We start from the raw sequence: 17832 nt of genomic DNA, 5'->3' as shown, positions 1-17832 counted from the left end.
GCCAAGTCACTTGCGCATGGACAGACCGTTATGGAACAGATGCACTTTTTCCGGCCGTGCTGTGACCGAAACCTGCTGCCCGCGAAGGTTCCGTTGAATACCAGGCAATTTGGCGATGACCTGATCCGCGCCGCTGGATTTGGCAAAATAGAGCAGAGTCACTTCACCCAACGCTTCGGTGAAATCAACCTCGCCGCTCAGCATCGGGTCGCTATCCGTCAAAGTGAAATCTTCGGGCCGGACGCCGATGTTTACCTGCTTGCCTTCATCCTCGGGCCCGGTCGGGATCGCGGAAATCGCCATGCCTCCGCCCTCCAAGGCTATCGTCGTCATCTGCCCAGTGCCAGTGATCGTTCCGGGTAACAGGTTCATCGAAGGCGAGCCGATGAACTGGGCAACGAACTCATTGTCCGGGGTTTCATACAGCTCAAGCGGGGTGCCAACCTGGGCGATGCCTTTGTTGGCCAGCACAACGATGCGGCTGGCCAAGGTCATCGCCTCGACCTGATCATGGGTCACATAGATCATGGTGCTGTCGGGCATCGCCTCTTTGAGGCGCGCAATCTCAATCCGCGTGGCGACGCGCAGCGCTGCATCGAGATTCGAGAGCGGCTCATCAAACAGATAGACCTTGGGGTCCCGCACAATCGCCCGCCCGATCGCGACGCGCTGGCGCTGACCACCAGAAAGGGCTTTGGGTAGGCGATCAAGATATGGGTCCAATTGCAGAATTTGAGCCGCGCGCTCAACAGCAGCGTCAATCTCTGCGGCGGGCCGTTTGGCGATCTTGAGCGCAAAAGACATATTCTCGCGCACGGTCAAATGCGGATAGAGGGCATAGGATTGGAACACCATGGCGATGCCGCGCTGCGCGGGCGGCACGTCATTCATGATCTGACCTTCGATCTCCAGCGTGCCGCCGGTGATCTTCTCCAGCCCCGCAATCATCCTGAGAAGCGTGGATTTTCCGCACCCGGACGGGCCGACAAAGACGATCAGCTCGCCCTGCTCTATATCCAGATCGATGTGCTTCAGAACATCGACTGGCCCATAGGATTTCGCCACATCTGTGAGTTTGAGTTCTGACATGACTTACCCCTTGTCCCTGCGCATCAGGCAGAATTCGGCAGGTTGCAGCGTGACGCGACCTTCACCCGTGACACTGCCAATGTCCTGTCCAATTGCCTGCCAGCTGCCGGAGGGCAGATCGACCTGCCCCGCTTCGCGTCCCAGATTAAAGGCGCAGAACACCTCTTCACGGGCGTTTTCGCGGCGGAAAACGAGGACGGCTCCGACTTGCTCCATCTCCGATTGTGCCCCCGCAGCCAGTGCCGGATGCGCATGTCGCAGAGCAATCGCGCGGCGATAGTGATGCAGCATGGATTGATCATCCGCCTCCAAACGATCAACCGCACGTTCGGACTGGGCCGCACTGACAGGCAACCAAGGTTCGCTGGTGCTAAAGCCCGATTGTTCGGCCTGAGTAGCCCAGACCATTGGCGTCCGGCATCCGTCACGGCCTTTGAACTCAGGCCAGAACTCAACGCCATAGGGGTCTTGCAAACGCTCAAAAGGCACATCGGCCTCAGGCAGACCCAGTTCCTCGCCCTGATACAGACAGGACGAGCCCCGCAGGCACATCATCAGAACCGCGTGTTGACGCGTTGCTGCATCGCTGAGGTTCCAGCGGGAGGCATGGCGTTGAACATCATGGTTCGAGAACGCCCAGCAAGGCCAAGCATCTCCGGCCTTGGCCTGAAGCTGGTCGAACACCTGTTTTGCGTAAGCCGCTGTCAACGCGCGTTTTTCCAGGAACTCGAACGCATAGCACATGTGCATACGGGCGTCACCCGAGGTGTATTCCCCCATGATCTCAAGCCCGCGCTGCGCGTCACCGACCTCACCCAGACAGGCGCGTCCTTCATATTCGTTGGTCAGCGCCCTCAGTCGTTCTAGGAAGGCGATGTTTTCCGGCTGACTTTTGGAATAGAGGTGATTCTGGTGGTTATATGGATTCACCGCGGGCGCAATCGAGGCATTGCGTTCCTCAACCGGCAGCGCGGGGTTATCGCGCAACTGCCTGTCGTGGAAATAGAAGTTGATCGTGTCCAGGCGGAACCCATCGACCCCCATTTCGAGCCAGAACCGGGCCACGTCCAGCAGCGCGTCCTGCACCTGTTCACAGTGGAAGTTCAGGTCCGGCTGCGATGTCAGGAAGTTGTGCAGGTAGTATTGCAGTCGGCGCGAGTCCCACTGCCAGGCAGATCCTCCGAAGATCGACAACCAGTTGTTCGGCGGCGTCCCATCAGGTTTGGGGTCGGCCCAGACGTACCAATCGGACTTCAGATTGTCTGTTGAGGCACGGCTTTCGGTGAACCACGGATGTTGATCCGAAGTATGCGACAGCACCAGATCAATCATCACTTTCAGACCCTTTGCGTGGGCCTGATCCAGTAGCTCTTGGAAATCCTCAAGCGAGCCGAACATCGGATCGACATCACGATAATCGCTCACGTCATAGCCGAAATCCTTCATCGGCGACTTGAAGAAAGGCGAAATCCAGATCGCATCGACGCCGAGCGAGGCGATATAGTCGAGCCGTTGGGTGATACCCTTCAGATCTCCAATCCCATCGCCATTGCTGTCCTGAAAGCTGCGCGGATATATCTGGTAGATCACGCCGCCGCGCCACCACTCGGATGTCGCTTTGGTTGAGTTCGAAAGCTCTACGGTGTTTTGCACGTTCATCAGACGCCTCTATTTGACGGATCCGGCCAACAGGCCCCGGACCAGGTATTTTTGCATTGCGAAGAACACGACCAGCGGCACAAAGATCGACACAAAGGCCGCCGTCGCGAGGATTTCCCAGTTGCCGCCTCGTGTGCCCAAAAGCTCGACGATGCGGTTGGTCATGACAGTGGTCTGGCCGGTCGCGTCGATCAGGAAGACCTTGGCGACCAGCAGGTCGTTCCATGTCCAAAGGAACTGAAAGATCGCGAAAGAGGCCAGCGCGGGGAAGCTGAGCGGCAGGATCAGCTTGGTGAAGATCTGGAACTCGGTCGCGCCATCGACGCGAGCATTCTCGATCAGATCCCGCGGCAACCCGGCCATGTAGTTGCGCAGCAGGTAAATCGCCAGTGGCATACCAAAGCCAGTATGGGCCAGCCAGACGCCCAGATAGCCTTTGCCAATCCCGATGTTCAGGTGGAATTTCAACAGCGGGATCAGCGCCAATTGCAAGGGCACGACCAACAGCCCAACGACGGCCGCGATCAGCAGCGCACGGCCCGGAAACTCCATCCACGCCAGTGCATAGGCTGCGAATGCCGCAACGAGGATCGGGATGATTGTCGCGGGAATTGTAACCGTTAGCGTGTTGAAGAAGGCTTTGGCCATACTGTCGGAACTGCTTTGATCCAGCAGGACCTTTCGATAGTTGTCCAAGGTAAATTCAGGCGGCAATTCGGCCGTAACGAACACGCGGGCACCTCGGTTTCCGGTGAACTCCTCGGTGTTCTCCATCCTGTAGGCGCCGTCCGCATCAACGGTGATCGTGCCGCCTCGACGCAGCTCGGCAATGTCACCGGGGACAAAGGCATCAACCTCACGGGCACTGATACCCCAGTTGGAGATCTTCACCTGCTCGTCATCCCCGAAAAGCTGGCCTTCGATCACGTAAAGGCCATCCACCAGCACCTGCGTTTCAGGTGCGGCGCTGCGCAGGGTCAGGTTCTGCTCAGACGGAAAGATCGATCGCCACCAGCCACTGCCCGAGATCTGATCCGCAGTCCGGAAAGATGAGATCAGCAGACCGAGGGTCGGGATCACCCAAAGCACCACTAGAAAGACAACCGAGGCATGTACGACCCAGCGCAGTGCCGGTTTGGTTCCTGCAATATCGCTCATGGCCTACTCCATTTCCTTGCGCGCGTTGCGCACGTTCCAGATCAGGATCGGAGTGACCAGCAACATGATCACCATGGCCGAGGCCGACCCCACCCCCCAATCATTGGCGCGGAACAATTTGTCGTACATGTAGTTGGCCAGCACCTGCGTCTCCCATTGGCCATTGGTCATGGCAAAGACGATGTCGAAGACCTTGAGGACGGTGATTGTGATCGTCGTCCAGACCACCAGAATTGTTGTCTTGATCTGAGGCACTTTGATCTTGAAGAAAATCTGGAACGGGTTAGCCCCGTCCAGAATGGCGGCCTCGACCGTTTCCTCGGGGATGCCGCGCAAGGCCGCCGACAGAATCACCATGGCAAATCCGGTTTGAATCCAGACCAGAACGATCATCAGGAAGAAACTGTTCCAGAACGGAACGGTCAGCCATGTTTGCGGTTCAGTCCCGCCGAAAAAGATATAGAGGGCGTTTAGAATACCGATCTGATCCTGTTCCGCTGGGCGCGCGTCATAGACCAGTTTCCAAATAACCGAGGCCCCCACGAAGGAAATCGCCATCGGCATGAAGATCAGCGACTTGGCAAAATTGCCCCAGCGGATGCGATCGGTCAGCTGCGCCACGAGTAGACCAAAACCGGTCGACATCGCGGGCACCACGATGAGCCAGAACATATTGTTGCGCATGGCTTCCCAGAATTTCGGCTCAGCCGCCATCTGGGTGTAGTTGTCCAGACCGACCCATCTGTACCCGCCGCCGGGCACGCGCTCCGTGAGTGAAAGGCGCAGCGTCTCAACCACCGGATAAGCCAGATAGAGGCCAAGCGCCGCCAGCGCGGGGAACAGGAAAAGCCAGGGTCGGATCATGTTCGCGCGGTTGATATTGCGCCCTGCGTTCGGCCCGCGCGGCGGGAACAGGACTTTGTCCAGGAATTGGTTCGAGAGATAGAAGTAGCCCACGCAACCCGACACACCGATGATGATGGTCAGCAGGCCCTGAAGTGCCGGTGTCATGATGCCCTCGTCGGTTTGAAAACGGGGCGGCCAAATAGCCGCCCCGAAGCGTCAGTTACTTCGCGGCATCCCACGACGACTGGATTTCGCCCGCAACAGTGGCCGCGTCCTTCGCGCCCGAGGAATAGTCGACCATTCCTGTCCAGAACGTGCCCGCACCGACTGCACCCGGCATCAAGTCTGAGCCGTCAAAGCGGAACGTGGTGGCGTTGGTCAGAATCTCGCCCTGCCCGCGCTGTGTGTCATTGGCATAATTCTCGGGGTTTGCCCCCAGATGCGGCGTCAGGAACCCGTCCTGAGACATCATGATCTCATGCGCAAACGGGGTCTTGAGGAACTCCATGAACACTTCAGTCGCCGGGCTTGGGTTTGTGATAGTGAACAAGGTGCCCGCGCCCAGAACCGGTGTGCCCAGATCTTTCTCAGCGTAGGCCGGGAAATAGAAGAAATCGGCGTCCACGCCCAGCTCTGTTCCTTCCGGGAAATAGGCTGGTATGAACGAGGCCTGGCGGTGCATCATGCAGGCAGGCGGGCTGTCAAACAGGCCCTTGGGGCTATCGCGGAAATCGATCGCAGCCGTGTCGTCTGCGTTCCCAACCACATAATCGTCATTGCGGGTAAAGCTGCCATATTCTTCGATCGCGGCAATCACGCGCGGGTCGTCGAACTTCATCTCATTCGAAACCCATTGGTCATAAACCTCGGGCGGTTGCGTGCGCAGCATCAGGTCCTCAACCCAATCCGTTGCGGGCCAACCCGTCGCGCCACCGGATGCGAGGCCGACACAGAGTGGCGTCTCACCGTCTTCGACCATTTGATCCATAAGCGCTTTGAACTCTTCCATCGTCTCAGGGACCTCATAGCCGAAGTCCTCGAAATTCTCGGGGATGTACCAGACCAGAGACTTGACGTTCACGTTGAAGAAGAAGCCGTAGAAATCCTTGGCTCCGTCTGCGTTTTCAAACGTTCCCAAATCGACCCAGGACTGACCGGCGGCGAAATTGTTCTTGATCCAGTCTGCCGATCCTTCGGCAAGCGGTGTCAGATAGCCGTTCTTGGCCATGTTCGCCGCAAGGCCAGGCTGAGGGAAAACCGTCAGGTTTGGCGCTGATCCGGCTGCTGCGTCGATCAAAATCTGCTGTTCCAGCGAGTCCGAGCCGACATAGCTGGAGTTTGCGCCCGTTGCCTCATCGAAATAGGCGACCAGATTTTCGAAGGATTGTCCTTCACCTGCAAGCCAAGGGCCGAAAATGGTGAGGTCCTGACCGCTCAGATCATGAGCGTCTGCAAAAGCCTGAAACCCGTCCCAGTCAAAGCCACCCTCTCCAACGGGGTGGATCATTTGACCCTGTGCGTGAACTGCCCCGGCAGTCAGGGCAAACGTGGCCACACCTCCATACAGCGTGCGTTTCATGAAATCTCCTCCCAATACTCTCCAGCGCCTTCGCGTTACAATTTTCAAAGCGCTTTGAATGATTATTGTTATCCGCTAACATTTTTACTCTGTCAATGAGTCGTATTTTCGAATAAGTCAGAAAAACATGCTTGCCTGTTATCACAACAGGTTGGCCGGCGCACAAAACAGGACCTCACCAGTAAAGCCTTCGATTTGAAGGCGCTTTGACTACCTATGAACCTCAAGCAGCTCTCTGAAACACTGGGTCTTTCGCAAACCACGGTCAGCCGGGCACTAAACGGCTATCCTGAGGTCAACGCTGAAACACGTCTGCGGGTCGAGGCTGCAGCTGCCAAACATGGCTACCGCCCCAACAGTCGCGCCAAGGGGTTGGCGACGGGCAAATCCATGGTCATCGGTCACGTCATCCCCAGCTCATCAAGGCATGAAATGGTGAACCCGATCTTCGGCGATTTCGTCGCCGGAGCGTCAAAAACATATGCCGAGCACGGCTATGACATGATGTTCACCAACGCCGATGACACCTCGATCGAGGCGGCTTATCGCAATCTCTTTCAACGCGGGGCGGTCGATGGTGTCGTGCTTCAAGGCCCAAAGGTCAACGAGCCAAGGATCGAGGTTCTGACGCGGATGGCGGTGCCGTTTATCGTTCATGGCCGCTCAACCGGTGTGCAGGCTGCATATGACTGGATTGATGTGAACAACAAAAGTTCGTTCCAGCGCGCGACGCAGTTTCTGATTGATCTGGGCCATCGTCGCATCGCCCTGATCAATGGGCTGGAGGATATGGACTTTGCCCAACGCCGTCGCGCCGGATATCTGGACGCTCTACAGCAAGCCGGCTTGACGCCGGATGCCGCCTTAATGCGCAGCGCTGAAATGACCGAGGTCTATGGTCACCAGGAAACACATCAGATGCTGCAGATCGCAGAGCCACCGACCGCAATTCTAGCCTCGTCGATGATCACAGCCATAGGCGTGCGCCGCGCCTTGGAAGAAGCCGGGCTGCAGATGGGGCGGGATATTTCGGTCATCGCCCATGACGATGATCTTTCCTACCTGAAAAATGGTCAGGATGTGCCGATCTTCACAGCAACGCGGTCCTCCGTTCGGGACGCTGGCGAAATGGCGGCCGAGATGCTGATCCAACGGATCAAGTCTCCGGGTGCGCCGGTAAATAAGAGGTTACTTGAGGCCGAGTTGGTCGTCGGGCGATCAACCGGGCCTGCGCCCAGTGGGGTTCGACAATGAAATATACACGCAACGACTTCCCCGACGATTTTCTATTCGGCGTCGCAACATCCGCCTACCAGATTGAAGGCCACGCACAGGGCGGTGCGGGTCGGACGCATTGGGACAGTTTCGCAGCCACGCCCGGCAATGTCGTCGGCGCGGAAAATGGCGCACTCGCTTGCGATCACCTGAATCGGTTCGAAGAAGATTTTGATCTGGTTCAGGATGCAGGATTTGACTGCTATCGCTTTTCGACCAGCTGGGCGCGTGTATTGCCCGAAGGTCGAGGGCAAGTAAACCAAGCCGGGCTCGACTACTACGACCGCCTGGCGGACGCGCTGCTTGAACGCGGCATCCGCCCCTGTGCGACGCTCTACCACTGGGAGTTGCCTTCGACGCTTGCCGATCTGGGGGGCTGGCGCAATCGGGATATCGCCGGATGGTTCGCCGATTTCACTCAGGTGATCATGGGCCGTATCGGAGACCGCATGTATTCGGTCGCGCCGATCAATGAGCCTTGGTGCGTCAGCTGGCTCAGCCATTTCGAAGGCCTTCACGCACCGGGTTTGCGCGATATTCGTGCGGCCGCACGTTCGATGCATCATGTCCTTCTGGCCCATGGCAGCGCCATTCAAACAATGCGTAGTTTGGGCATGTCCAATCTGGGTGCTGTCTTCAACCTCGAATGGGCGGAGCCCGCTGATGATAGTGCTGCTGCTCAACGCGCGGCAGCACTCTATGACGGGATCTACAACAGGTTCTTTTTGGGCGGAGTGTTTAAAAAAGCCTATCCCGACAACGTGCTGCAGGGATTGGAGCCTCATTTGCCCGAGGGTTGGCAAGATGATTTCGACACAATCGGGGCACCGGTCGATTGGTGCGGCTTGAACTACTACACCCGCAAGTTGATTACCTCGGCAGACAGCACCTGGCCAAGCCTGACCGAAGTGCCCGGCCCTCTGTCCAAAACCCAGATGGGTTGGGAAATCGACCCCGACGCCCTGACCCGTTTCCTGAAAAGAACCGCAGAAGACTATACCGGTGATCTTCCGATCTATGTTACAGAGAACGGCATGGCGAGCGCCGAGCGCCAGCAGGACGATGAGCGCATCGCCTATCTGGACGATCACTTGACGGCGGTGCAACAGGCTTTGGCTGCGGATGTTCCCGTGAAGGGGTACTTCATCTGGTCTTTGCTGGATAACTACGAGTGGGCCTATGGCTATGAAAAACGGTTTGGATTGGTAGACGTGGATTTTGAGACGCTGGACCGCAGCCCCAAAGCCTCCTTCGCTGCCGTAAAGGCCGCACTTTCCGAGGGTGCCGCCGACCGGCAGGCCTATCGCCAGCCGTCCGGGTCTTTGCGACCACATTGGACATTGGTGGCCGATATAGGTGGTACGAATACGCGACTGGGCGTTGTCTCTGATGGTAAGCTGACCGCATTGCACAAACATCCGACGGGGACCCTGCCCGATCTGCTGAATGCGTTGCATAATATTCGGGCTGAGATCGGCACGGCGCCACAAGCCGTGGTCGCAGCCGGAGCCGGACCAGTGCGTGACGGGCGCATCCAACTGACCAACGCGAATTTGGACCTGTCCGAGGACGCTCTGGCCAATGCGACAGGGGCCACCAACACCTACGTGATCAATGACTTCACCGCAGCAGCGTGGTCCGTGGCTGAAGTTACGGAGGCTGAGGTATCTGTCCTGCAAGGCTCTGCCACTCCACCGATGGGCACGCGATTGGTCGTGGGGCCTGGAACTGGTTTGGGCGTCGGTGCGCTGCTCTACTCCGAGGGGCATTTCCACACAGTTTCGGGCGAAGGCGGCCATGTGGGCCTGTCGCCGCGCACGCGGGATGAGGTCGACGTTTTCGACGCAGCCCGTCAACTGGCACCCGAATGCTTTTTCGACAACAGCCTTGTGCTGGAGGCCGAGATGTTCCTCAGCGGAACCGGCCTGCCAATACTGTATCAGGCCGCAGGCATGGCGGCAGGCCAGGCTCAACCTCCGGTTCGCACCGCTCGAGATATCCTGCAGGACGCACGTGACGGTAAGGACCGGATCGCCGTTCGCACCGCAGATTTGTTCATCAGCCATCTGGGTGCTTTGATCGGTGACATGGCCGTCACCGTGATGCCTGCCGGTGGCGTGTTCCTTGTAGGCGGCGTCGCCGAGAAAAACCGCTGGATGTTTGGCGAAACCTTCCGTAACGCGTTCAATGCAGGCGGGCGCTTCAGCGAGTTGCGGCAGTCGATGAACCTTTATATCTCGGAACAGGCCGAATTTGGCATTGTTGGCGCTAACAACTTCTGTAAAAATGCGCTTCAGCGATAACTGAGCGCATTTTGGAAGAGGATGTGGGATGATCCTATGTTGCGGAGAAGCCCTGATCGACATGATTGCCGAACCGACCCTGTCCGGGCGGGACGGTTTCGTTCCCCATTCTGGCGGAGCCATATTCAATACCTCTATCGCTTTGGGCAGATTGGGCGCGCCCGTAGGCTTGCTGACAGGTCTGTCCTCGGACATGTTCGGGCAGCAATTGACCGGTGACCTGCGGGCCAGCCACGTGGACACGACACATGTGATTGCCTCGAACAGGCCGACCACGCTGGCTTTCGTTCAGCTGAAGGACGGTCACGCCACATACACGTTTGTCGATGAAAACACTGCGGGTCGGATGCTACGGGCCGAGGATATGCCGCGTCAACTCACCGCGGTTTCAGCGCTTTATTTTGGTGGCATCAGCCTTGCCTGCGAGCCCTGCGCGGATGCCTATGCAGCGATGCTGGCGCAACACGGCGCGAACTGTGCTGTGATGTTGGACCCCAATATCCGACCCGGTTTTATACAGGATCAAACCCGCTACCGCACGCGGTTGAACCAAATGATCGAACAGGCCGATATCGTCAAAGTCTCGGATGAGGATCTGGACTGGATCATCCCCGGCCCGGAAAGCCATGATCAGAAAGTCCCTTTGCTACTTCAAGCAGGCCCCTCTGCCGTCATCGTCACCCGTGGAAGTGAGGGCGCCTCAGGGTATCTGGCCAACGGCACGGTGGTTTCAGTCCCTGTCAAACCGGTGCAAGTTGTGGATACGGTTGGCGCGGGGGACACGTTCAATGCAGGGGTTCTGGCCTCGCTGGAACAGGCTGGCCAGCTGACAAAGTCCGGCTTGAAAGCACTGTCCCCGGATGCGCTACGTGACGCTTTAACCTTGGGCGCAGAGGTGGCTGCCGTCACCGTCTCGCGCGCCGGAGCAAATCCGCCCTGGTCGCATGAATTATAGCCCTACGAAGAGTCCAAGATGAAACGATCCGAAATCAACCGTATCAAGACCGAAGCCCAGGCATTCATTAGTTCATTTGGTGCCGTTCTGCCGCCTTTCGCAGATTGGACACCTGACCAGATGCGCAGCGCCCAGGCGGACAGTATTCGTGCCCATGGGCTAGGTTGGGATATCACCGACTACGGTCAAGGCAAGTTTGATGAACTTGGGTTGTTTCTGTTCACCCTGCGCAACGGTAACGTCAGCGATCTGAGCCGGGGGCGCGGTATGCTCTATGCCGAAAAACTGCTGATCTCTCGCGACAAACAGCTATCGCCGATGCATCGCCATATCGTCAAAGCCGAGGACATCATCAACCGTGGGGGCGGCGATCTAGTTATGGAAATCTATGCGTCGGACCCCGATGGCGGTATCGACCGCGATAACGCGGTCACCGTTCCAAGCGATGCCTGCCCTGTCACCATACAGCCCGGAGAGCATCTGCGCCTGAAGCCAGGTCAGAGCGTGACCTTGATGCCCGGCGTCTGGCACGCCTTTTGGGCGGAAGGTGCGGATTGTTTGATTGGCGAAGTCTCAACCGTGAATGACGACCGGACGGACAACGTATTCGAAGACCCGATCCCCCGCTTTGCAACAATAGAAGAAGACACAGCCCCGGATTTCCTGTTGGTTGCCGACTACTGACTTCATTAAGACTTTCGCGCTTGTATTTTCTGACTGTTTTTGTCAGTTAACGGCTGACCCAGTCAGATTCCGTTGGAATCATCGCCCGGTCCCAATTTTGCGACCGAAAGATAACCTGACATGCGAAAATCCCTCGCCGACCTGTTGGCCATGGACGCCGTTGCCAGCCGCTATGGCTGCGCATTGAAACCAAAACTGAGGCAGGCGATCGAGGCTGATCTCACTTTTCCAGCTCGCGCCGCATCGCCGCGCCCTGAAACGCCGGTTGATCCCAACACACTTCCGTTAAACGTCCACCCATTGGTTGCGAAAACCCTCAAACCCAAAAGGGAACGCGCATGAAACACTCGGCATCCAACCACACATTGCCATTCACCGATTTTGACGGTTTCGAACGCGGTTTGCTGCCTGTCATTCGGCACTTCATCCTTAGCTTCACCGAGCCGGAAACGCAGGCTTGGCAACATGCTTTCACGGTCGCAACCGAACGCTGGGGGCGTGATCAGGAGCTGGTTCTGGCACATCTGGTCTTCAAAATCATCAAGGCCACGCTACGCACCCGCCCTTTGGGTCTGGTCTTCAACGACCCGCTTTGTGTTGAAAAACGGCACGAACTGACATGTGAGGAGCACGCCCTGCTCCGGATGCTGCATCACATGCGCCGCGACGAAACTCCAGCAGCGCGCGATGCCTTGAACGAATTGACCGGAGGCTACCCGGACGCGCACCTGATACAGGCCGGTTTGACCTTGGCCAGCCAGTTCCCAACAAGTGTCGTCCGACCGGGCCAACCCGCCCGCAGGCCAACCCTGCGCGTGGTCCATTAGCGCGATTCCGGCGCTTGACAAGAGGAGCGCGAGCAGACTAGCTGCTCTGGATGGTTCCCTACGGTCTGTGCCTGAGGGATGAAAATGGGAATACGGTGCGGCCCAAAGGCCAATGCCGTGACTGCCCCCGCAACTGTAAGCGGAGAGCGACGCCACAGAACCACTGGCCCCTAAGGTCGGGAAGGTTGGCCGAGCAACGACCCGCAAGTCAGGAGACCTGCCATCACAGATTAACCAACCCGGGGCGGGGTGTCCCGGAAGGAGGCTCGATGGCACATCTGCGTGCTGATGCAATTCATGGCTTTTGCCTTCACTTGGCTTTTGTTCAAGTCGGCCACCCGTGCCGTGGCTGATCATTTCGTCCTGATATGCGGCACGTGCAAAGGGCCGATCCCTGCGCATGAGGCGAAAGAAGCGTTGGACGGCCAGCTGCCCGAGGGGTTCTCGACACGTCTGATCGAATGTATGGCCGGGTGCGACCGCCCGATGACGGTCGGGCTGCAGGCCAAGGGCAAGGCGCAATATCTGTTTGGCGATATTCAATCCCCTGCCGATCTGAGCGCTTTGGCTGAGTTCGCCCATCAATTCCGCGACAGCGAGGATGGCTGGACCAGCGCCTCTACCCGTCCCTTGGCGCTCTATACCAAAACCCTGTCGCGCATGCCCTGCCTGCTATCGGAGGACACGGCATGAGCTTTCTGGTCGCTGAAAACCTAGAATACTACGCCCTGAACGGCGATGTTCTGCTGCGCGACACCTCGTTCACGCTTGAGGAAGGCGCGATATTGGCCGTTGCTGGCCCGAACGGAGCCGGCAAGACGACGCTGCTCAACCTCTTGTGCGGGGTCGCAAAGCTGGCGCTGGGGGATGTGCGCATTCAGGGGCAAAGCCTGCGGAAACTGTCGTCGCTGGAACGGGCCAGACGGATTGCCGTTGTCGGCCAGCAGGAAATACCCGACGGGCGGCTGCAACTGCGCGATTATGTGGCCCTTGGACAAATCCCGATCAGGGCCGACAAATCCGCCGAAGCTCTTAAAACGGACCTGCAGCGCGTATTAGACACCACCGAACTGTCCCATCTGGCTGGTAAACAGATGGCAAAACTGTCCGGCGGAGAGCGTCAGCGCGCCCATATCGCACGGGCTTTGGCGCAGAACCCCTCGCTGCTGTTTTTGGACGAACCGACCAACCATCTGGACCCGGATGCCAAGGGGCACATGCTGTCTCTGGTGGCCGAGTTGGGTGTGACGGTTGTGATGATCGTCCACGATCTGGTCATGATCCCCGAATTCGCCAGCCACGTCGCCCTGATGAAGAACGCACAGCTTACGGCCTTCGGCCCGGTCGCCGAGGTTCTTACGCCAGACCGCGTGCGCGAGACTTTTGGTGTTGACTATTTGTGTTTCCAGCACGAAGGACGCGTGATCCCCGCGCTGGACATCCGAAAACGAAAGCTTTCATCTTAACAGGAGAGATTGATGAAACTGAAACTTTTGTCCGCTGCGGTACTAAGCGCACTGGCGGGCAGCGCTGCCGCGCAAGAGATCACCGTCGACAATTGCGGTGAACCTTTGGTGTTCGACACCAAGCCCGAGCGGATCGTAGTTCATGACATGAACATGACCGACATGGCCTTTGCACTGGGTCTTCAGGACAGCATCGTTGGTCTGACTGGCATCACTGGCTGGTACAAGACCAGCCCCGATTTCGACGCGCAACGCGGTGACATTCCCGAACTCGCTCCGAAATACCCGACGGTCGAGAACCTCGTCGCGGTTGAACCCGACATGTTCTTCGCCGGTTGGTATTACGGCATGAAGCCCGGAGGTGATGTAACCCCAGACACGCTAGAGCCCTTTGGCATCAAGACCATGGTGCTGACCGAAAGCTGCATCCACCTGAACAAAGACCGCCCCGAAGCCAGCATGGACCTGCTGTTTGATGACGTACTGCGTCTGGGCACTGTCATGCAGGTCGAAGACAAGGCGAACGCGCTGGTCTCGGGCTGGAAAGACCAACTGGCCGCAATCGAAGCCAAAACCGCCGATCTGGAAAAACCCCGTGTCTTCCTGCTGGACAGCCCGGCCGATGCGCCCTTTACCGCAGGCAAATATGCCATTCCCGACGCGATGATCGCAGCGGCTGGCGGCGTCAACGTTACCCATGACATGGACACTAGCTGGGGCCGCACCTCGTGGGAGGCTGTCGCCGCCTCGAACCCCGAATTCCTTGTCCTGCTGGACTATCAAACCGGCAACGGCGCGGCGGATACCTTCAAGTTCCTGCAGGAACACCCGGTGATGTCGCAGACCGATGCAGTCAAGAACGAGCGCTGGATCGGCCTGCGTTACGAAGAGCTGACACCGGGACCGGCAAACATCGAAGCGATCGAGAAGATGGCAACGGCGATGCACCGGGGAAACAGTTGAGATGACGAAAACGGGCCAAGCGGTCCTGCTGGGGGCGGTCATTCTGACCGCCCTTTTGCTGCTGTCGACGATCTACGGCACCACCCCGATCCCCTTGGCCGAGGTTTTCACCGCGATTGGGCTGGGTACTGGCGTGACTGAGGGCGACATGTCCCCTCTGCACCGGATCGTCTTTGACCTGCGCCTGCCCCGCGCGTTGTTTGCGGCTGTGATTGGGGCCGGGCTGGGTGTTGTCGGGGTCGTTTTACAGACGACAACGCGCAATGATCTGGCTGACCCGTTTTTGTTTGGCCTCTCGTCCGGGGCCGCTGCAGGTGCCGTTCTGGTCATCACTGTGACAGGCGATGTTCTGGGCATCTGGACCCTGCCACTTGCGGCCTTTTGCGGAGGCCTGATCGCTTCCGGCATTGTTCTGGCCCTGGTTCAAAGCCTGCGCACCAGCGCTCCGGAAAAGCTGATCCTTGCAGGCCTGGCTGTATCTTTCCTGTTTTCGGCCATCACCAACTATCTGATTTTCGCGGGCGACAGCCGCGCCGCGCATTCCGTCATTTTCTGGATGCTAGGCGGCCTTGGTCTGGCCCGGTGGGAGACCTTTCCACTTGTCGTGCTAGGGCTGACCCTGATCCTAGGCTATTCCCTCTATCGCAGCCGCTGGCTCGACGCGCTTCTGACGGGGGATTTCACGGCCTCGACGCTGGGCATTCCAGTACAAGGCCTGCGATTCCGGATGTTTCTGGTCGCGGCCTTGGCCACTGCCAGCTTTGTATCGGTGGCAGGCGTGATCGGGTTTGTTGGCCTGATGGTTCCGCATATCGCCCGAGGCATCGCCGGAACGCTCCACCGCAATCTCTTGATCACATCCGCCGTCGTCGGGGCCATCCTGCTGACACTATCAGACATTCTGTCCCGGCTACTTCTGGCCCCGCAGGAGCTGCCGGTGGGGATCGTCACAACCTCGATCGGGTCGCTGTTTGTATTCCTCTACCTGTTCAAATCCTCACGGTCTGACTAGCTGGGCTTTCATGCCAGGTTTTGCCGACGTTCAAGCCAGCTCCCCAGCTCTTTTTCCGCCGAAAAGATGCTCTCACGGTTCAGTATCTGAGAAGTCATGGCCTTTGAAACCGCCCGGACACGTTTGTTGATCGCGATATCGCTGGCATCCACCGGCAGATCGCCCACATCCAGCTTTTCATAGATCGACAGCAGCCGGTTCTGCACCGTCCTCAGGGCCAGCTTACGACGCAGCGCGATGGTTTTGTCGGGCAAACCAAGAGCGAGATCGGAAAGAATTGCCAGCTCAACCTCCGTCAGCGCCTCGCCCGAGCGGCTCTGTTCGCGTTGGATCTGGTGGATTTCCCGGTCCACCATGATCTGCGCCTCGATCAGAACGGCGCGCAAAGCCAGATGCATTCGTGAGGGGCTGGCCGTTTTCAAAACATAGCCATAGGCGGCCTCTTTCGGAACGATCCGCGCAATGCCGCGCAGATAGGCCTCGTCCGAGTAGTTGGACCAGAACAGAATGCGGGTTGCGGGGCGTTCAGACCAAATCGTCCGTGCGGCCTCAATCCCGTTGCGTTCCTTCATGCGCAGGTCCATGACAATGGCCTCAACACCGTTCTGCCGGGCCTGCTCTTCCCCTTCCCGACCGTTCGAGGCGAGGCTCAGGTCGGTCACCTCGGGCAAGGCATCTTGAACCAACTCCCGCAGGTAATTGGCGTGCATGGCGTCGTCTTCGACCAGCAGAACCTTCATGCCAACACCTCGGTTTTCGGGCATTCCGAAGCCGGTAGGCAGACCGTTATCTCGGTCCCGCCATTGTAGTGGATCTCAAACTGCGCCGCGATCAGCCGCGCGCGGGTGCGCATGTGCGTCAGCCCGCCCGAAGCCTGCCGGATTTCAATTGCCCCCATACTCTGCCCATTGTCCCGCACGCGAAGGTGCAGCCCGTCCACGCATTCAATCTCGACCTCAATACGACTGGCCGAGGCGTGCCGAACCGCGTTGTTGATGGCCTCTTGTGCGATACGGAACAAGGCGATGCGCTTGGTTTGCGGCAGTTGGTCGACCATTCCGCCGGACAGATCGCGCACGTCAATTTCGACCCCTTCATCCGGGTCAATTGCGCGTTCAAGATGGGTTCGCACGGCGTGCTGAAAGCCGAACAGCTCCAGCAAAGACGGAATCGAGGTATCGATTATCTCGCGTAATCCCTGAATGCAGTTCCTCATACTGCTGCGCAGCCCGTCCAGATCCTGAGGCGTTTCGCACCGTTCCAAATCCCGGCTGATCCGCGTCATATCGGCTAGAGTCTGATCGTGCAGATCCATCCCTATCCGTTGGCGTTCCAGCTCTAGCGCGTCTGTCAGGCTGAGGGCCCCAAGCCGCAGCCCCTCTTCTCGCGCCTGTACCTCGGTCCGCATGATCGCCTCACGCCGAGCCTGTTCGTTCGCACGCAGAGCATAGAAATACGGGGCCAGAATATCCGCAATATTGCGAACCTGTTCGACAGCCTGTTCATCATAGAAATCAAAATTTTGTGACGAACAGTTCAAGGACCCGATCGTGCGGCCCAGCACTTTCATCGCCACATTCACGCGGCTGCGCATATTGTGTTTGAGGATGGGATCATAGTCCCCGCCTTCGAACACATATCGCGGGTCCTCCGGCGCGTTTCCGGTCAACATGTAGTCGCAATCTCCCCGCAGGATATCGCGCACGGGCGAGACCTCGACCGGGGCGCGGGTGCGGCTCCAACTGGTGCGCAGGCCGACCTCATAGCTTGTGTTAAGCCGCCCTTCCTCGTCGATCAGGCAGACATCCAGATGGTCAATTTCCAGAATGCGCACGATCTCGGATTTGACCGACCGCAATGCGGATTTGATATCCAGATTGCCCGCCAGATGGTTCGAAATCCGCAAGTAATAGGCAAGATCGGCCATGTGTTCTCTTTCGCAGCGCCAGCCTGCCGCAACCGGCATGGGCGAGTATATCGACCAGCGGATCGAGTGTCATGCGGGTCGCCGCAGCC

17 protein-coding genes, 1 pseudogene and 1 riboswitch are annotated in these 17832 nt (G+C 58.2%); of the genes and pseudogenes, 11 read left to right on the top strand and 7 right to left on the bottom strand.

Features of this window, described 5'->3' with window-relative positions; translation table 11 throughout:
• Positions 1-6: 6 nt before the first annotated feature.
• Genes ACR0C3_RS05830 through ACR0C3_RS05810 form a run of 5 tightly spaced genes read right to left on the bottom strand, consistent with a single transcriptional unit; the run spans position 7 to position 6331 of the window.
• The gene (locus ACR0C3_RS05830) at positions 7-1089 is read right to left on the bottom strand and encodes an ABC transporter ATP-binding protein (RefSeq protein ID WP_480757635.1); all 1083 of its coding nucleotides are present in this window, start codon (positions 1087-1089) and stop codon (positions 7-9) included.
• A gap of 3 nt (positions 1090-1092) precedes the next feature.
• The gene (locus tag ACR0C3_RS05825; protein ID WP_480757634.1) at positions 1093-2748 is read right to left on the bottom strand and encodes an alpha-amylase family glycosyl hydrolase; all 1656 of its coding nucleotides are present in this window, start codon (positions 2746-2748) and stop codon (positions 1093-1095) included.
• Positions 2749-2757: 9 nt separating this feature from the next.
• Positions 2758-3906: a carbohydrate ABC transporter permease gene (locus tag ACR0C3_RS05820; protein WP_480757633.1), complete on the bottom strand. Its 1149-nt coding sequence runs from the start codon at positions 3904-3906 to the stop codon at positions 2758-2760.
• Between the two features lie 3 nt (positions 3907-3909).
• Positions 3910-4917, bottom strand: a complete 1008-nt coding sequence (locus ACR0C3_RS05815; RefSeq protein WP_170377422.1) for a carbohydrate ABC transporter permease — start codon at positions 4915-4917, stop codon at positions 3910-3912.
• 55 nt (positions 4918-4972) lie between these two features.
• Complete coding sequence (locus ACR0C3_RS05810) at positions 4973-6331, bottom strand: ABC transporter substrate-binding protein (protein ID WP_480757632.1); 1359 nt, start codon at positions 6329-6331, stop codon at positions 4973-4975.
• A 216-nt stretch (positions 6332-6547) separates the two neighbouring features.
• Between ACR0C3_RS05810 and ACR0C3_RS05805 the strand changes: the two genes are divergently transcribed.
• From ACR0C3_RS05805 to ACR0C3_RS05755, 11 genes and pseudogenes are all read left to right on the top strand, one after another.
• Positions 6548-7585 (top strand): substrate-binding domain-containing protein, encoded by a 1038-nt coding sequence (locus ACR0C3_RS05805; RefSeq protein WP_170481250.1) that lies wholly within the window; start codon positions 6548-6550, stop codon positions 7583-7585.
• A pseudogene (locus ACR0C3_RS05800) lies at positions 7582-8883 on the top strand (GH1 family beta-glucosidase); the annotation flags it as partial. The gene ACR0C3_RS05805 and the pseudogene ACR0C3_RS05800, both read left to right, overlap by 4 nt.
• A gap of 66 nt (positions 8884-8949) precedes the next feature.
• On the top strand, positions 8950-9909 hold the full coding sequence (locus ACR0C3_RS05795) for a glucokinase (RefSeq protein ID WP_480757670.1): 960 nt from the start codon (positions 8950-8952) through the stop codon (positions 9907-9909).
• A gap of 28 nt (positions 9910-9937) precedes the next feature.
• The gene (locus tag ACR0C3_RS05790) at positions 9938-10864 is read left to right on the top strand and encodes a carbohydrate kinase family protein (protein WP_480757631.1); all 927 of its coding nucleotides are present in this window, start codon (positions 9938-9940) and stop codon (positions 10862-10864) included.
• Between the two features lie 18 nt (positions 10865-10882).
• Positions 10883-11548 (top strand): D-lyxose/D-mannose family sugar isomerase, encoded by a 666-nt coding sequence (locus ACR0C3_RS05785; protein ID WP_480757630.1) that lies wholly within the window; start codon positions 10883-10885, stop codon positions 11546-11548.
• A gap of 150 nt (positions 11549-11698) precedes the next feature.
• Positions 11699-11890, top strand: coding sequence for a hypothetical protein (locus tag ACR0C3_RS05780; protein WP_480757628.1), 192 nt, complete (start codon positions 11699-11701; stop codon positions 11888-11890).
• Entirely contained in the window at positions 11887-12375 is a 489-nt protein-coding gene (locus ACR0C3_RS05775) for a hypothetical protein (RefSeq protein WP_480757626.1), read from the top strand. The genes ACR0C3_RS05780 and ACR0C3_RS05775 overlap by 4 nt, the downstream gene beginning before the upstream one ends.
• Positions 12376-12410: 35 nt before the next feature.
• Positions 12411-12614: riboswitch (cobalamin riboswitch) on the top strand.
• Positions 12615-12672: 58 nt separating this feature from the next.
• Complete coding sequence (locus tag ACR0C3_RS05770) at positions 12673-13068, top strand: DUF1636 family protein (protein ID WP_480757625.1); 396 nt, start codon at positions 12673-12675, stop codon at positions 13066-13068.
• Positions 13065-13841, top strand: coding sequence for an ABC transporter ATP-binding protein (locus ACR0C3_RS05765; protein ID WP_170641309.1), 777 nt, complete (start codon positions 13065-13067; stop codon positions 13839-13841). Before ACR0C3_RS05770 ends, ACR0C3_RS05765 begins: the two co-directional genes overlap by 4 nt.
• Before the next feature lie 12 nt (positions 13842-13853).
• Positions 13854-14804 (top strand): ABC transporter substrate-binding protein, encoded by a 951-nt coding sequence (locus ACR0C3_RS05760; protein ID WP_480757624.1) that lies wholly within the window; start codon positions 13854-13856, stop codon positions 14802-14804.
• A gap of 1 nt (position 14805) precedes the next feature.
• A complete protein-coding gene (locus ACR0C3_RS05755; RefSeq protein WP_170641305.1) occupies positions 14806-15816 on the top strand; it encodes a FecCD family ABC transporter permease in 1011 nt (336 codons plus the stop codon).
• An 8-nt stretch (positions 15817-15824) separates the two neighbouring features.
• Here the strand turns inward: ACR0C3_RS05755 and ACR0C3_RS05750 are convergent, their stop codons facing one another.
• Both ACR0C3_RS05750 and ACR0C3_RS05745 read right to left on the bottom strand, forming a co-directional pair.
• The gene (locus tag ACR0C3_RS05750; RefSeq protein ID WP_480757622.1) at positions 15825-16580 is read right to left on the bottom strand and encodes a response regulator transcription factor; all 756 of its coding nucleotides are present in this window, start codon (positions 16578-16580) and stop codon (positions 15825-15827) included.
• Positions 16553-17743, bottom strand: coding sequence for a GAF domain-containing sensor histidine kinase (locus ACR0C3_RS05745; protein WP_480757621.1), 1191 nt, complete (start codon positions 17741-17743; stop codon positions 16553-16555). Before ACR0C3_RS05745 ends, ACR0C3_RS05750 begins: the two co-directional genes overlap by 28 nt.
• Between the last annotated feature and the right edge of the window lie 89 nt (positions 17744-17832).

It is taken from the genome of Ruegeria sp. CK3 (assembly GCF_056536565.1).
The sequence above is the reverse complement of the archived record's forward strand: the minus strand, read 5'-3'. Positions and strand labels throughout refer to the sequence as shown.

What these genes read in the sequence shown, in the direction of transcription:
- ACR0C3_RS05830 (WP_480757635.1), bottom strand. Translation starts at nt 1,089, where the DNA reads ATGTCAGAACTCAAACTCACAGATGTGGCGAAATCCTATGGGCCAGTC.
- ACR0C3_RS05825 (WP_480757634.1), bottom strand. Translation starts at nt 2,748, where the DNA reads ATGAACGTGCAAAACACCGTAGAGCTTTCGAACTCAACCAAAGCGACA.
- ACR0C3_RS05820 (WP_480757633.1), bottom strand. Translation starts at nt 3,906, where the DNA reads ATGAGCGATATTGCAGGAACCAAACCGGCACTGCGCTGGGTCGTACAT.
- ACR0C3_RS05815 (WP_170377422.1), bottom strand. Translation starts at nt 4,917, where the DNA reads ATGACACCGGCACTTCAGGGCCTGCTGACCATCATCATCGGTGTGTCG.
- ACR0C3_RS05810 (WP_480757632.1), bottom strand. Translation starts at nt 6,331, where the DNA reads ATGAAACGCACGCTGTATGGAGGTGTGGCCACGTTTGCCCTGACTGCC.
- ACR0C3_RS05805 (WP_170481250.1), top strand. Translation starts at nt 6,548, where the DNA reads ATGAACCTCAAGCAGCTCTCTGAAACACTGGGTCTTTCGCAAACCACG.
- ACR0C3_RS05790 (WP_480757631.1), top strand. Translation starts at nt 9,938, where the DNA reads ATGATCCTATGTTGCGGAGAAGCCCTGATCGACATGATTGCCGAACCG.
- ACR0C3_RS05785 (WP_480757630.1), top strand. Translation starts at nt 10,883, where the DNA reads ATGAAACGATCCGAAATCAACCGTATCAAGACCGAAGCCCAGGCATTC.
- ACR0C3_RS05780 (WP_480757628.1), top strand. Translation starts at nt 11,699, where the DNA reads ATGGACGCCGTTGCCAGCCGCTATGGCTGCGCATTGAAACCAAAACTG.
- ACR0C3_RS05775 (WP_480757626.1), top strand. Translation starts at nt 11,887, where the DNA reads ATGAAACACTCGGCATCCAACCACACATTGCCATTCACCGATTTTGAC.
- ACR0C3_RS05770 (WP_480757625.1), top strand. Translation starts at nt 12,673, where the DNA reads ATGGCTTTTGCCTTCACTTGGCTTTTGTTCAAGTCGGCCACCCGTGCC.
- ACR0C3_RS05765 (WP_170641309.1), top strand. Translation starts at nt 13,065, where the DNA reads ATGAGCTTTCTGGTCGCTGAAAACCTAGAATACTACGCCCTGAACGGC.
- ACR0C3_RS05760 (WP_480757624.1), top strand. Translation starts at nt 13,854, where the DNA reads ATGAAACTGAAACTTTTGTCCGCTGCGGTACTAAGCGCACTGGCGGGC.
- ACR0C3_RS05755 (WP_170641305.1), top strand. Translation starts at nt 14,806, where the DNA reads ATGACGAAAACGGGCCAAGCGGTCCTGCTGGGGGCGGTCATTCTGACC.
- ACR0C3_RS05750 (WP_480757622.1), bottom strand. Translation starts at nt 16,580, where the DNA reads ATGCCCGAAAACCGAGGTGTTGGCATGAAGGTTCTGCTGGTCGAAGAC.
- ACR0C3_RS05745 (WP_480757621.1), bottom strand. Translation starts at nt 17,743, where the DNA reads ATGGCCGATCTTGCCTATTACTTGCGGATTTCGAACCATCTGGCGGGC.